Here is a 13,742-nt window from a genome sequence, read left to right on the forward strand (position 1 = left end):
ATAAAGGAGATAAGTTCACTATATACAAAAATCGTGGCCATGAAAGCTTCTGGCCCTAATTTCCATATTTTCGCCACAATTGACCTCAACATTGCCATTTTTCCTCCCCGAAACTGCCACAAAGTATTTGTTTAATGATTAGGACTTAAACATTTACCTTTTTTAAAACAAACCTCTTTGGAGAGAATCATGAAAACAAAACAAACTAACAAAGCATTTATCACAGCAACTACTAGCCTTGCGTTCATGAGCATGTTGAGCGTTTCGGCTTTTTCAAGTGCTACTCAAAAAGTATCTGAGGAAGAATTGAAGTCACAAGAGAACACGAATAACGCGGTTGGCTTTGGCACCGGTGTTGTCTTTGGAGCCGCAGTGGCTGGCCCAGTCGGCGCAGCAGTCGCAGGTTTATTTGGATTATTTATCGCTGACGATATCAATGATGAAAAACGTTTGGAACTGACTAAAAATGAGCTACAAACGCGATCAACTGAATTGAGCGCGCTACAACAAGAATATGATATCAATATGGAAGAAGCGAATGCGCAAATTGCCGCGATGGATAGTGCAGTAAACGAAGCCATACAGCAAGTGACACCAAACTTAGAAACCAATATTCAGTTCAAAACAGCGTCATTCTTGATTGAAGAGCACTACAAATCACAACTCGATGGTTTAGCAAGTCAATTGCGTCAAAACCCAAAACTAAAAATTGAGCTTTCAGGCTTTGCCGACCAACGTGGCGAATCTCAGTATAACCAAGTGTTATCAGAGCAACGTGCGAATGCAGTAAAAGACTATTTGATTAGCCAATTTGTCAACGATAACCAAATCATCACCCAGTCTTTTGGTGAAAGTGAGTTAGTGAGCACGGAAGGTAACTTTGAAGAGAACTTTTTTGACCGCCGTGTACAAGTCAAAGTCAGTAGCAAAGGTCCTGAAATGACCGCAGCCAATAACTAAGTCGTCAGGCCCTTTATTGCGTCAATGCAAGCAGTGCCCTAATAGTTTAGGGCACTGATTTACTTACTTCCTCAAGGACGTCCACATGTCATCTTTGCAAAAACTATTCATTTTCATCTTAGTCATCGGAGTGGTCAGTATTGTCCATGCTATTGCCCCTTCGATGTTTACACCGGCGTTAAGTACCGCAATGAGTGCTTCTGCTGCTAGCATCTCTAAAGATGAGAAACGAAGCATCAACTTAATTGCGACGCAAAATGTTGTGAATATCAATGAGGCCAATCCACAACTTGTTCATATTAATGATTACTTGGCAGAAAACGGACTAGCACAGCAACCTTATCGCTCTCCCTACGAAAATACCGAATCTGGGCAGTTTTATTTCATGTTACTCGATGACGATGGCAAGACAGCCTATCTCCCCAGTCCACAATTGAAGACCGATGTAGCAATTAAGGTCACCGGCATGATCGCGAGAGCAAGCGTTACGCAAACCTTTACTAATAACAGTGAGAACTGGCTTGATGGTCTATATGTCTTTCCTCTGCCAGAAAATGCAGCTGTCGACCGCTTGCTCATGAAAGTAGGTGATCGAAGCATTGAAGGAGTTATTAAACAAAAAGATGAAGCAAAAAAGGTATATCAAAAAGCCAAACAGGCAGGAAAGAAAGCAAGCTTAATAGAACAACAGAGACCCAACATGTTCACCAATAAGGTGGCGAACATTGGTCCAGGCGAAACGATTGAAGTTCAGATAGAGTACCAACAATTATTGAGCTATAAGGACAGTGCTTACTCACTTCGATTTCCCTTATCTATTACACCACGGTACAAAGGTAGCTTCCGAAGTGCTATCAATGAAGTGGAAGAATCACCTATTCCTAATACTAATATCGACAAGGGTGAGCTTGCGAATGAACAAGATGAGTTAAGCCTTTTTTCAGACCGCATATCGCTGAGTGTTGAGTTAGATCTTGGGACCTCAATACGGAATATTGAAAGTGAACATCACCCAATCCACCAGGATATCAGCTCAGGAAAGCAAGGCGACCGTTATCTTATCTCTTTAGCTAATGAACAGGTTGTTTTAAAAGACTTTGTGCTCAACTGGCAACCGGAGTTAGGTTCTACTCCTACCACAAGCCACTTTAGACAGTGGGTAAATGGCAGTGAGTATGGGCTTATTATGATTTACCCTCCACTGCCAGATGAACAAATAAACGCAGACAGAGAAGTTGTTTTTGTACTCGATACATCTGGCTCAATGGCTGGTGAGGCTATTGTTCAGGCCAAACAAGCACTGGCTTTTGCGGTAGATGATTTAGCGGCGTCTGACAAATTCAATATTATACAGTTTAATAGTCACGCAGAGCTTATGTGGAAGGAAAGCAAATTTGCTGACATAGAAAACAAAGCCGAAGCGTTCGATTTTATCTCAGAGTTGGAAGCAAACGGTGGAACAGAGATGCACCATGCGCTTGCTATGGCCTTGACTGAAAATCATCAGCCTAGCTCAGCCAACTCTGAGCTTTTTACTCCCGATAACTCGCCATCAAAAATGTTTAAGCAAGTACTTTTCATTACTGATGGCAGCGTAAGCAACGAACATAGCTTAATGCAATTTATAGAACAGAACATCGGCGAACAGCGACTTTTTACTGTCGGGATCGGTAGTGCTCCAAATGCCTACTTCATGACTGAAGCTGCGAAAGCGGGAAAAGGAACTTTCACGTTTATTGGTGATACTCAGAAAGTAAATGAAAAAATGCGCGCACTGTTGCATAAAATAAAGAGTCCCGCACTGACAAATATTCAGTTGAACTTGAAAGGACTAGAGCACTATAGCGACTTTGAAATGTTCCCTACCACGATTTCTGATTTGTATAAGAGTGAGCCACTCATTATTTCTTATAAGCAGGCTATTACTGAAGAAACGCCTCGTTTACATGATGCCAATACTCCTTTGCTTGTTGCCAAATACAATCAACAAGTTTGGCATTTTACGCCCAGTGAGACCTCACCAAGCAAATCAGCAGGGATAAATGTTCTCTGGGCACGAGAAAAAATAGCTCAGCTCACACGCGATAAGCGCAAAGTTAATATGAGCACCACTCAAAATGCTGACAATCTCATAGCCACTATGGTTGATGATATTACTCAAACGGCCTTGGAACATCATATTGTGAGCCAGTATACAAGCCTAGTCGCAGTTGATGTTGTGCCAAGTGCACCGACTCATATGCCGAAAGATGGGGCTTTGCTTAAAGGAATGCTAGCACAGAAGTCAAACCAACAAATGGGCCGCCTGCCACAAACCGCAAGCCAGGCGGAGCTGAGAATTGTCATTGGCATTCTGTTACTGAGCCTAGGCTTACTCTTTTTATATCGTAAAGGCATCTACAGAGCGAAGAAGGGAGCATACTAATGTGCACCAAAAACGGCATTCAGCACTTCTTTCAGCAGGTCATTACTCTTGAAACGGTGCTGGTTTATATATTATTCGGCACGGCGATATTTTTATTGTTCGACGGTTTCTATATAAAAGCGAAAGCCAAATATGCACAGTACTTAATTGCTAGTTCTTGGCACCACTATGCGCAAACTGGCGAGCAGCAGAAACCATGGCCTTGGGCAGATACCTACCCCATTGGAGAGTTAACGATGCAGAATGAAAGCCATTATATTCTTTCAGGAGCGAGTGGGCGCAATTTAGCGTTTGGCCCTACTCATTTATTAAATACATCTGAACTGGGAGCCCCGGGAAACGCGGCAATTGCAGGCCACAGAGATACACATTTCGACACACTAAAAAAAGCAGAGCTTGGCGACTTAGTTTATTTAACCAGTCGCCAGCAGGAGCATATCGTTAAGCAAGTATATCGCGTGACCGATATTCGGATAGTGGACCAATACAACCTTGACGTTTTAGCGCCTACCCCGCAAAGCAGCATCACTCTAATCACTTGCTATCCTTTCGATAGCATAGAGCCTAACCCGACTCAGCGATATGTCGTACATGCTCAGAAAATCTAATTACTGAGCTATGACTTTGCGACTGATTTCAAGGTTTCAATAAGATCCTTAGCTGGTTGATAACCATTAATGATTGAACCGTCTGGTAGTATAATATTAGGCGTGCCATTCACGCCAATTGCCTTACCGAAATTATATTGTGCAGTCACTTCATTAGCACAAGATGCAGAAGCAATTCGCCTACCCGCCTTCGCTTTATTCATGGCTTCTTGAGGATCTTCAGCACACCAAATTGAGACCGTATTGCTGTAGACAGATGAGTTGATCCCTGCGCGCGGGAACGCCAAGTATTGAACAGTAATGCCCAGATCATTCAACACGTCCATTTCATTGTGGAGCTTGCGACAGAATCCGCAGGTTGCATCAGTAAAAACTGATACCACGTATTTTTCTTTATCCGCTTTAAACTCAATCATTGAATCTTTGAATTGCTGGACACCCGCTAAACGATATTTCTTCAGTGCCTCGCCAGTTTCATCAACAATTTGATCGCCAACCTTATATATTCGTGCACTCAAAAAGTATTCACCATTTTCGCTCGCGTAGAATATGCCGGTATCTGTATTTATTTGTAGCAAACCCGGTACTGACGAATCTGCAACTGAAATAATTTTAAATTTCAGTTTACGTTCAAATCGCTCAATCAAATCAGCATGCTCGTTTTTTTCCTGAGCAAGTGCCGTAAATGAGATGCCTATTATTACGCTAAAGATGGTTGCCGCTTTTGATATTTTTGAAAAAATTGTCATATATTGTTCCGATAAATTAAATCTGCTGTTCTAGCAGACCGTGATAAGCTACGATTTCATTCAAATAATGTCGAGTCCTATCCTCTAGGATGATGGTTTTCGACAAGAGATTGAAGCCTTTCCGTTGCCACATGCGTATAAATTTGTGTAGTAGACAAGTCACTGTGCCCGAGTAGCATCTGTACTACGCGTAAATCTGCACCATGGTTTAATAGGTGTGTTGCAAAGGCGTGCCTGAGTGTGTGCGGCGACAAATGGCTGCTGATTCCAGCTTGCTTGGCATGAAACTTAATCCTATGCCAGAAAGTTTGTCGCGTCATGACGCTCCCTCGTTTGCTCGGAAATACAGTATTGCTTGGCTTCTTCAGCAATTCAGGACGCCATTCCTTTAGGTACATTTGCAAACAATCCACTGCCACTTCACCCAAAGGGACCAAACGCTCTTTGTTGCCTTTCCCCGTAACTCTAATAACCCCTTGCAATAAACTTATCTCATTCATTTGTAAGTTAACTAATTCAGACACCCTAATCCCAGTGGCATAGAGTACTTCTAGCATGGCTTTATCACGCACATTAATTGGGTCGTTATCTGCGGGCGCCGCCAACAGATCGTCCACTTGCTTTTCACTCAGGGTATCAGGCAAGTAACTAGGTAGCTTCGGGTTGCTTAAACCCTGTGTTGGGTTGCTCGAACGCCATTTCTTAGCAATGGCGTATTTGAAAAATGCACGGGTCGAACTTAAAAAACGACTTGTTGAACGTTGTGATAGTTTCTGCTCAAAACGTTGACTGAGGTAAGCCTGTATATCTGAGGTGCTGATTTCCAGTAAGTTAGATTGGCAGGCCAATGACTTCTGTAAAAACAAGCAAAACTTAGTCAGGTCGGTACGGTAGGCACTCGCCGTATTTTCACTCAAGCCCTTCTCGACCCAAAGCATACTGATAAAGTCATTCAATACTTGCTCATTGTCGTCACTGAGTATCGCCATTTCTGCTTTTTCTTGCTTGATATTCACATCAGAGCCTATCACCTAGAAATTCTTTTTTTGCCGCAGCAGTTCGTAGGCTGCTTGAATGTCCTGTGCCTTCTTCTTCGATAGCTGTAGCGTTTGCTCCGGCAGGCCTTTTGACACCAACTTATCCGGATGGTGCAGCGACATTTGCTTTCGATACGCTTTTTTAATCGTTTTCACATCATCAGTATTTTCAATGCCTAAGATTTTAAACGCATCATTCAATGCTGCGGTGGGTGAATATTGAGGATCCTGAGCATTGTAGGAACGAGAGCGCCCTTGCTGATTGCGGGAGCTTTGCTGATTTTGGGCTCGAGTTCTGGCGTCTCTAAATCGCTGCTCAGCCTCAAAAGTATGCACCAAAAAATCTAACTCCATTTTCTTAAAACCAAGAGTTTTCGCGATCTTCACGAGTATCGCATACTGTGGCGTACTTAATCGCTGGTTAACACAAGCCGCTTGGATAAGAATTTCTAAAAATATTTGCATCACATCCCGACGCGCATGACATTGCTCTTTGAATTGCTGCAACATCTCAACAAGCGCGAAATCTCGCTGCTTACCGTCACGAAATGCTTGTTGTGCTTCTTTTCGAGTATCCCCACTAAGTGCCATCTGGTCCATCAATGCTGAAGCAATCTGAATATCTTGTTCAGTGACTTTTCCGTCTGACTTCGCAATGTGACCGAGCGCGGAAAACAGGCTATGAAAAAACACGGCTTGTTGTTGAATATCATTTGAACTTGAAAAAAAACGGGCAAATCCGCCTTTCTGGGAAAAATCACGACTGTATGTTGTATCAAAAATATGGCCTACAATAAGACCTAATACTGCACCAGCAAAACGCCCAAACATGAAGCCAAAAAAGACACCTACTACTTTCCCCCAGACTTGCATGTTGTAGACTCTCCTTAAACTAATGATGAGAATGTGATCTCTTCGCTGTCAACGCTCTCCAAATCACATTCACCGTGGACGAAAATAGGCTGAGAAAACAGACAAAAAGCGTTAATTTGTTTGAAAATCCAGCATATTTGCGTGAAATATGCTTTTATTCACCTAATTCAAACAATATAGTTGGTTATTACCGTTCAAACGATTAAAATTTGAGGTTATCTGAACATTTTTGCAAATTTGTGTTCGTATTGCCACATGGCAGCTTAATTATTGTATTTTAAGTGCCGGCGAGAATAATAGTCAGTATGCTGATGTATCACTCGCACGCTTTCATATTTACACCCTTTTTCATTGTATAGGTTACCGATAAAAGTCATTGATGATCAAACTGTTTTCTACCATCATGCTGCCATTGTTCGCGTTAAATGTAAGCGCGCAGTCAGTGGAACTGTGCGTCGTTCCCACCAATGAATTCGATTCCTCAGTGCTTACCAAAGACAATAAAGTCTCGGTTAGCGCACTGAATGCCCAGCTTATCCAAAATCAAACCGCTCTATTTAATGGTAATGTCGAGATTATTAGTCCCGATGCCATCATAAATGCCGACATAGCTCGCATTGATAATAATGGTCGCCAAGTGACTGCGAGTGGCGATGTGTTATACAGAGACAACGATCTGCAAGTTGAAAGTCAAGGTGTAGAAGTCAATACAGACTTGAAGCTCTTGCAGATGCAAGACACCGAGTACCAATTCAAAGATATCGCTGGGCGTGGCTCAGCAGATTTGCTTTCACTATCGGGTGAACAAGGCTTGCGCTTAGAGGAAGTCACTTTCACTACTTGTCCAAAAGGCGGTGAGGACTGGCGCATGTCGGCAAGTGAAATAGTCATCGAAAAAGACTCTCCGTTCGGTGAGGCATACAATACGAAGTTTTACTTAGGTGGCGTACCTGTTTTCTGGCTACCTTATTTTGCATTTCCGGTCACTGCTGAACGTCAAAGTGGATTACTGTTTCCAAATATAGGCAGTTCAAGCCAGACTGGCGTTGAGTATGAACAGCCGGTTTACTGGAATATTGCGCCTAATTATGACGCGACTATTTCACCACGTTTAATGACTAATCGTGGCTTGCAGTTGAAAACGGAGTTCCGCTATTTGTTCTCTCAAAATCAGGGCGAATTGCAGCTCGAATACTTACCAAATGATATCGATACCGCTGAAACGGACGAGCGATATTTCTACCGTTATTTGCACCAAGGTAAAATCAGCGATAACTGGAATCTAAATGTCGACTTTAGCGGTATTAGCGACGATAACTACATTGTTGACTTAGGCTCAGACTATTATAACCGTGCAGACACTCATTTATATCGTCAAATGGGCCTGAGCTACTATTCTAATAATCTTGATTTTAGTCTTCAGTTTAGAGATTTTGAAGTCATCGGCGACCATCCCGATGTTTATCGCGCATTACCAGAAATGAAGCTCAATTATGAGGCTAATCTCGGTGAGTTTATTGATTTTAATCTGAGCACTGAGGCTGCATACTTCGAAAACAACTTGGATACTCTTCCAAATGCATTCAGAGTGCATATTGAGCCAAGCTTGTCTATTCCATATCAAAGAGCATGGGGCGAATTGCTTGCTGAAGTAAGTGCGTTACAAACCTATTATGAACAAGATCTTGTTGACAATTATGTGGGTCCTTTGACTGAAAGCGTCTCTCGAACAATTGGCCAAGGTCGTTTGTATGGCTCCCTAATCTTTGAAAATACCGAGCTGTTCGAAAAGAGTGAGTACCTGCTTACCTTCGAACCCAAGGCACAATATCTTTACACTAGTTTTGAAGAGCAATCTGAAATTGGCTTTTATGATACGACCCCACTGCTGACTACGTTTAACAACCTGTTTCGCGGGCAAGAGTTTACTGGCCTAGACCGCATTAATGACAACAATCAGTTTACCTTGGGTGCCACAGCTAGGCTGATTGACCAACAGAATAGAGAGAAGTTGGTTTTGAGTATCGGTCAAATATTTTACTTACAAGAATCAAAGCTAATTAGCAGCGTGCGCGACAACAACCGTTCAGCGCTAGCAGCAGAATTAGATTGGCAAGTGAACCAACGCTGGTTTTTGCACTCTGATATTCAAGTAGCGACCGAAACGCAAAAAGTAGAGCGAAGTAGTATTGCCACTGAATATCGGATTGACGATAATAAACTCATACAAATGAACCATCGCTTTATTCGCGATTTATCAGGTGAGGAAATCAACCAGTTTGGTATTTCGGCAAGTTGGCCATTAACCAAAAACTGGCACTGGGTAGGTCGTTGGTATCGTGACGCTGAGCTGTCCCGTACCACAGAAAGCTTTATGGGCCTGCAATATGAAAGTTGTTGCTGGGCCATCAGAATGACTTACCAGCGAAACTTGAGTAATCGATTTGACGACACTGGGTTACGCTCAACCAATGAGTTTGATTCTGGCATCGCGATGCAATTTATTATTAAGGGTATTGGTAGTCGTAAAAGAAATTCCGACATTTTGGAACAAGGGATGTTTGGCTATCGTCAACCCTACGTTTTGAATTAATTAGAACAGTAGAATTTGAAATAACTAGAGAAAATATGAAATACAATGTACTAAAAGCAGGTTTAATTAGCGCTACTTTGATGTTCAGCATGGTCAGTCATGCAGCAGTGCAGAGTCTCGACAAAGTGTCCGTGATTGTTGACCAAGGTGTGATATTAGAAAGCGAAATAGTCGAGCTGGTTGATGGTGTAAAACAAGGGGCGATTGCCCAAGGTCAAGCACTTCCCTCTGATCGTGCGCTTAGAACCCAAGCAATTGAACGCCTAATATTGAAGAACCTTCAAATGCAAATGGCGGATCGTATGGGTATTCAAATTAGTGATCCTCAATTGGATCAAACAATTGAAAATATCGCACAGCGAGACAACATTGACATCAATGAACTGCGACGTCGTGTAGAAGCAGACGGCATGACGTATGAAAACTATCGTGAAAAAGTGCGAGAAGAACTAATTACTGGCGAAGTCACCCGTGCGAATGTGAGACGCCGTATTTATATCACACCACAAGAGATTGCGACGCTTGTCGACCTGATCAACCAACAAGGTGCAGAACAAGCTGAGTATCGTTTAGGCCACATTTTAATTGCCTTACCTTCTAGCGCAACAGAAGAGGAGATTACCAAAGCGCGAGATACTGCAGACCGTGTAGTCGAGTTGCTGAACAATGGTTCCGACTTTACAAAACTGGCGATTGCCTCTTCGTCAGGTCCAAAGGCACTTGAGGGTGGAGATTTGGGCTGGATGAACGTGAACTCTATGCCGACACTTTTTGCTGAAGCGGTTAACGGTGAGAAAAAAGATGCATTAATTGGTCCTTTGCGCAGCGGCGCTGGTTTCCATATTCTTAAAATTGTGGATTCCAGAGGTGTCGAGCTTGTGGAAGTTGAAGAAGTGAACGCGCGTCACATTCTTATTAAACCATCGATCATTTTGAGCGATCAGAAAGCGGAACAGATGCTGTTAAAATTTAAGGCAGACTTGATTGAGGGCGAAGCAGACTTCGCGAAGCTAGCGAAAGAACACTCAGAAGATCCTGGTTCTGCCCTGAAAGGGGGTGTTTTAGGTTGGAATGATCCGAGTATCTATGTTCCAGAGTTTAAAGAAGCGCTGAGTCGTCTTGAAAAAGATGAGTTTAGTGAACCCATTCGCACAACTCACGGTTGGCACTTAATTCAATTAATTGACCGTAGAATGGATGACGCAACGGAAAAGCGCAAAGAAGATCGCGCATACCAGTTGCTCTTCAATCGTAAGTTTAGTGAAGAAACAGACACTTGGTTACGTGAAATGCGAGATGCAGCCTATATCGAATTATTGGATAAAAAAGACCTATAATGTCAAAACCACTTAAAATAGCAGTAACACCTGGCGAACCCGCGGGTATCGGTCCTGACCTGATACTAAAACTGTCCCAACAAGCTTGGGAAGCCCAGTTGGTGGTTTTTGCTGACACTGAGATGCTGACCCAAAGAGCAAAGCAATTGGGGTTGATTGTTGACCTTATTCCTTACGAAGACGGTTCTACCTATGTCCAACAGCCAGGGCAATTATTGGTAAAACATATTCCTCTCTCAGTACCTGCTATTGCTGGCGAGCTCAATAGTGAGAATGGACACTATGTAGTAGAAACACTTCGACAAGCGTGCCAAGAAAATATCGATGGTACCTTTGATGCCGTAGTCACAGGCCCAGTGCACAAAGGTATTATCAATAAGGCCGGTATTTCTTTTAGTGGCCACACAGAGTTTTTTGCTAATCAATCAAATTGCAGTGATGTCGTCATGATGCTAGCCACCGAGGGACTACGAGTGTGTTTGGCAACAACACATATCCCATTGCAGTATGTTTCTAAAGCTATTACACCTGAGCGTTTAGACAAAGTTATTCATATCATCCACACCGATATGAAATTAAAATTTGGTATCGAATCGCCTCGCATTTATGTCTGCGGCTTAAATCCGCATGCTGGTGAAGATGGGCACTTAGGCAATGAAGAAATTCTAGTCATTACACCAAAGTTAAATGAATTAAGAGAGCAAGGGATCAACCTGATTGGCCCACTTCCAGCTGATACTATTTTTCAGCCAAAATACCTTGAACAAGCCGATGCTGTTTTAGCAATGTATCATGACCAAGGCTTACCGGTATTGAAATACAAAGGCTTTGGAGCATCTGTGAATATCACTTTAGGCCTACCGTTCATTAGAACGTCAGTTGACCACGGCACAGCTGCTGATTTGGCAGGCAGTGGTGATATTGATTGCGGCAGTTTTGAGAAAGCCATTAATAAAGCGATCAAGTTAGCTAGGAAAAAGGTATGAGTCAGAAGCATCTAGGTCACACAGCTCGCAAACGCTTTGGTCAAAACTTCTTGCATGACCAGTATGTGATCGACAAGATCGTTTCCGCAATCAACCCTAGAACAGGGGAAAACCTGGTTGAAATTGGTCCAGGCTTGGGCGCTTTAACCGAGCCAGTTGCCGAGTATATCGATCACTTAACCGTGGTCGAGCTCGATAGAGACCTTGCAAAACGACTTCGCCATCACCCTTTCCTTAACAGCAAACTCACTGTCATTGAGCAAGACGCACTAAAATTTGACTTCGCAAGTTTGCTCGAAAGTGATGAGAGCAAAGAAAAAGGTAAGCTACGTATATTTGGTAACCTACCTTACAACATATCAACTCCCCTAATGTTTCATCTGTTTTCCTTTGCAGATAAAGTAAAAGATATGCATTTCATGCTGCAAAATGAAGTCGTCAAAAGACTCTGTGCTACCCACGGAGATAAGCTTTACGGCAGGCTTTCTGTTATGGCGCAATATTATTGTCAAGCCATTCCTGTCGTTGCTGTTCCACCAAGTGCGTTCAAACCTGCGCCAAAAGTGGACTCAGCAGTCGTTAGACTAATCCCACATAAAACGCCACCAGCGCCAGTTGATAATATTGATACATTACAACGAGTTGTCACCACGGCATTTAACCAGCGTCGCAAAACTATACGCAATAGCTTGAAAGACCTACTCAGTCATGATGAAATTGAAGCACTTGGGATTAAACCTGAATTGAGAGCCGAAGCATTGTCTTTACAAGACTTTGCTCTATTAGCCAATAAGGTTAACGCGTCTATCTAATCCCTTTTCTCTGATTGACACTGGAAGGAATGAAATTTGACTACGCAGTCTTTGTTAAGTATCAATACCAAAACAAAATATATTGGTCGCCAACATAATGCCGATCAAGAATCTGTGTTTGTATTTAGCTACACGGTATCAATCACAAACAACTCCTCGCAAGACGCGCAATTATTGAATCGATATTGGTTGATCACAAATGGTGATGGCGAAAAAGTGGAAGTCAAAGGGCCTGGTGTGGTTGGTGAGCAACCTATCATAAAGCCCAACGAAAGCTTCGAATACACCAGCGCCTCAATGTTAAAAACAGAGGTAGGGACGATGGAAGGCTACTATGAATTTGAGCTACCAAATGGTGAGTTATACCGTGAGCCAATTCCCGTGTTTAGTCTGTCTACTCCAAATAGTCTACATTAGTCAGTAAATGACGTCTTCTACGGCAAAAACCTTCGTTGTTGGTGATATACAGGGATGCTATAAAGGCCTGCGAAGCCTTTTAAAAGAAGCTGGCTTTAAACCAAAGCGCGACAAGCTGTGGGCAGTTGGTGACTTAGTTGCTCGTGGACCCTCTTCCCTCGATACCTTGCAGTATCTATATGACTTGGGTGAACACTTTGATACCGTTCTTGGCAATCACGATCTTCATCTCATCGCGATGGCCCATGGTATTGGCTCACCAAAGCCAGTAGATAAATTAGAAGCCTTGATGAAACATAAATCCTTCGATTCTTTGATCGAATGGTTAATGCAGAAGCCCTTAGCAGCGAAACCGGCTAAACATCACCTCATTTCACACGCTGGCTTATATCCGACTTGGTCTCCCAAGAAAGCAATCAGTCTTTCACAAGAAGTGGAAGCCCAGCTTCAAAGCAAGAAGGCCAAGGATCTCCTCAATACAATGTATGGAAATACTCCCTCGGTGTGGAGCGAAGAACTTTGTGGTGAAGAGCGTTTGCGTTTTGTCGTAAATGCCTTTACGCGTATGCGCTTTTTAAGTGGTCTAGCCTTGGATTTCAAAACAAAATGCCACCCGAGTTTGTCTCCGGAAAACCTATCTCCTTGGTTTGACGTCGCTAACCCAAAGCTAAAACCGAACAAGACTCTTATCTTTGGGCATTGGGCATCACTTATGGGTGAAACAAAGAATCCCAAAGTTATTGGTCTTGATACTGGCTTTGTATGGGGTAAACAAATGACACTCTATTGCATCGAAGACCAGCAACTTTTTTCCATTCAAGCTTAAAGTATTAGTTCCCATAACCGATACCTCTTATAGACATAGTTATAGATAGAAGTACCGAAGCTTTTTTGGTTTCGGTTATTATCGTATTAAACAAATTTTTAAACACTACTATATGGTCG

12 protein-coding genes are annotated in these 13,742 nt (G+C 42.7%); 9 read left to right on the forward strand and 3 right to left on the reverse strand.

The features are described 5' to 3' along the window. Positions 1–189 precede the first annotated feature (189 nt). The 3 genes from pdsO to RM544_RS17355 all read left to right on the forward strand — a co-directional run bounded on the left by pdsO (position 190) and on the right by RM544_RS17355 (position 3,993). Positions 190–960, forward strand: coding sequence for a sortase-associated OmpA-like protein PdsO (pdsO, locus tag RM544_RS17345; RefSeq protein WP_311363090.1), 771 nt, complete (start codon positions 190–192; stop codon positions 958–960). A gap of 85 nt (positions 961–1,045) precedes the next feature. Next, a complete protein-coding gene (locus RM544_RS17350) occupies positions 1,046–3,385 on the forward strand; it encodes a marine proteobacterial sortase target protein (protein WP_311363091.1) in 2,340 nt (779 codons plus the stop codon). After that, positions 3,385–3,993 carry a class GN sortase gene (locus tag RM544_RS17355; protein ID WP_311363092.1) on the forward strand — a complete coding sequence of 203 codons (609 nt, stop codon included), beginning with the start codon at positions 3,385–3,387 and terminating at the stop codon, positions 3,991–3,993. Before RM544_RS17350 ends, RM544_RS17355 begins: the two co-directional genes overlap by 1 nt. A gap of 8 nt (positions 3,994–4,001) precedes the next feature. Here the strand turns inward: RM544_RS17355 and RM544_RS17360 are convergent, their stop codons facing one another. The 3 genes from RM544_RS17360 to djlA form a co-directional block, all read right to left on the reverse strand. Continuing rightward, complete coding sequence (locus RM544_RS17360; protein ID WP_311363093.1) at positions 4,002–4,742, reverse strand: thioredoxin fold domain-containing protein; 741 nt, start codon at positions 4,740–4,742, stop codon at positions 4,002–4,004. 77 nt (positions 4,743–4,819) lie between these two features. Continuing rightward, positions 4,820–5,731 carry a site-specific tyrosine recombinase XerD gene (gene xerD / locus RM544_RS17365; protein WP_311363112.1) on the reverse strand — a complete coding sequence of 304 codons (912 nt, stop codon included), beginning with the start codon at positions 5,729–5,731 and terminating at the stop codon, positions 4,820–4,822. Between the two features lie 42 nt (positions 5,732–5,773). Next, positions 5,774–6,652, reverse strand: coding sequence for a co-chaperone DjlA (gene djlA / locus RM544_RS17370; RefSeq protein ID WP_311363094.1), 879 nt, complete (start codon positions 6,650–6,652; stop codon positions 5,774–5,776). 379 nt (positions 6,653–7,031) lie between these two features. On the opposite strand from djlA, the gene RM544_RS17375 reads away from it, so the two are divergent. Genes RM544_RS17375 through RM544_RS17400 form a run of 6 tightly spaced genes read left to right on the forward strand, consistent with a single transcriptional unit; the run spans position 7,032 to position 13,623 of the window. Further along, positions 7,032–9,245 (forward strand): LPS-assembly protein LptD, encoded by a 2,214-nt coding sequence (locus tag RM544_RS17375; protein ID WP_311363095.1) that lies wholly within the window; start codon positions 7,032–7,034, stop codon positions 9,243–9,245. A gap of 20 nt (positions 9,246–9,265) precedes the next feature. Beyond that, positions 9,266–10,582: a peptidylprolyl isomerase SurA gene (gene surA, locus RM544_RS17380; protein ID WP_311363113.1), complete on the forward strand. Its 1,317-nt coding sequence runs from the start codon at positions 9,266–9,268 to the stop codon at positions 10,580–10,582. Next, positions 10,582–11,568, forward strand: coding sequence for a 4-hydroxythreonine-4-phosphate dehydrogenase PdxA (gene pdxA / locus RM544_RS17385; protein WP_311363096.1), 987 nt, complete (start codon positions 10,582–10,584; stop codon positions 11,566–11,568). The genes surA and pdxA overlap by 1 nt, the downstream gene beginning before the upstream one ends. Further along, positions 11,565–12,380 (forward strand): 16S rRNA (adenine(1518)-N(6)/adenine(1519)-N(6))-dimethyltransferase RsmA, encoded by an 816-nt coding sequence (rsmA, locus tag RM544_RS17390; RefSeq protein ID WP_311363097.1) that lies wholly within the window; start codon positions 11,565–11,567, stop codon positions 12,378–12,380. The genes pdxA and rsmA overlap by 4 nt, the downstream gene beginning before the upstream one ends. A gap of 36 nt (positions 12,381–12,416) precedes the next feature. Next, entirely contained in the window at positions 12,417–12,797 is a 381-nt protein-coding gene (apaG, locus tag RM544_RS17395; RefSeq protein WP_311363098.1) for a Co2+/Mg2+ efflux protein ApaG, read from the forward strand. Positions 12,798–12,804: 7 nt separating this feature from the next. After that, positions 12,805–13,623 (forward strand): symmetrical bis(5'-nucleosyl)-tetraphosphatase, encoded by an 819-nt coding sequence (locus tag RM544_RS17400; RefSeq protein ID WP_311363099.1) that lies wholly within the window; start codon positions 12,805–12,807, stop codon positions 13,621–13,623. The last annotated feature ends 119 nt before the right edge of the window (positions 13,624–13,742 follow it).

The organism is Brumicola blandensis, assembly GCF_031846165.1.
Lineage (GTDB): Bacteria > Pseudomonadota > Gammaproteobacteria > Enterobacterales > Alteromonadaceae > Glaciecola > Glaciecola blandensis.

Bases quoted from the DNA above. Each gene is read 5' to 3' on its own strand.
- RM544_RS17350 (WP_311363091.1), top strand. From the start codon at position 1,046: ATGTCATCTTTGCAAAAACTATTCATTTTCATCTTAGTCATCGGAGTG.
- pdxA (WP_311363096.1), top strand. From the start codon at position 10,582: ATGTCAAAACCACTTAAAATAGCAGTAACACCTGGCGAACCCGCGGGT.
- RM544_RS17360 (WP_311363093.1), bottom strand. From the start codon at position 4,742: ATGACAATTTTTTCAAAAATATCAAAAGCGGCAACCATCTTTAGCGTA.
- xerD (WP_311363112.1), bottom strand. From the start codon at position 5,731: ATGGCGATACTCAGTGACGACAATGAGCAAGTATTGAATGACTTTATC.
- RM544_RS17375 (WP_311363095.1), top strand. From the start codon at position 7,032: ATGATCAAACTGTTTTCTACCATCATGCTGCCATTGTTCGCGTTAAAT.
- djlA (WP_311363094.1), bottom strand. From the start codon at position 6,652: ATGCAAGTCTGGGGGAAAGTAGTAGGTGTCTTTTTTGGCTTCATGTTT.
- pdsO (WP_311363090.1), top strand. From the start codon at position 190: ATGAAAACAAAACAAACTAACAAAGCATTTATCACAGCAACTACTAGC.
- rsmA (WP_311363097.1), top strand. From the start codon at position 11,565: ATGAGTCAGAAGCATCTAGGTCACACAGCTCGCAAACGCTTTGGTCAA.
- RM544_RS17355 (WP_311363092.1), top strand. From the start codon at position 3,385: ATGTGCACCAAAAACGGCATTCAGCACTTCTTTCAGCAGGTCATTACT.
- RM544_RS17400 (WP_311363099.1), top strand. From the start codon at position 12,805: ATGACGTCTTCTACGGCAAAAACCTTCGTTGTTGGTGATATACAGGGA.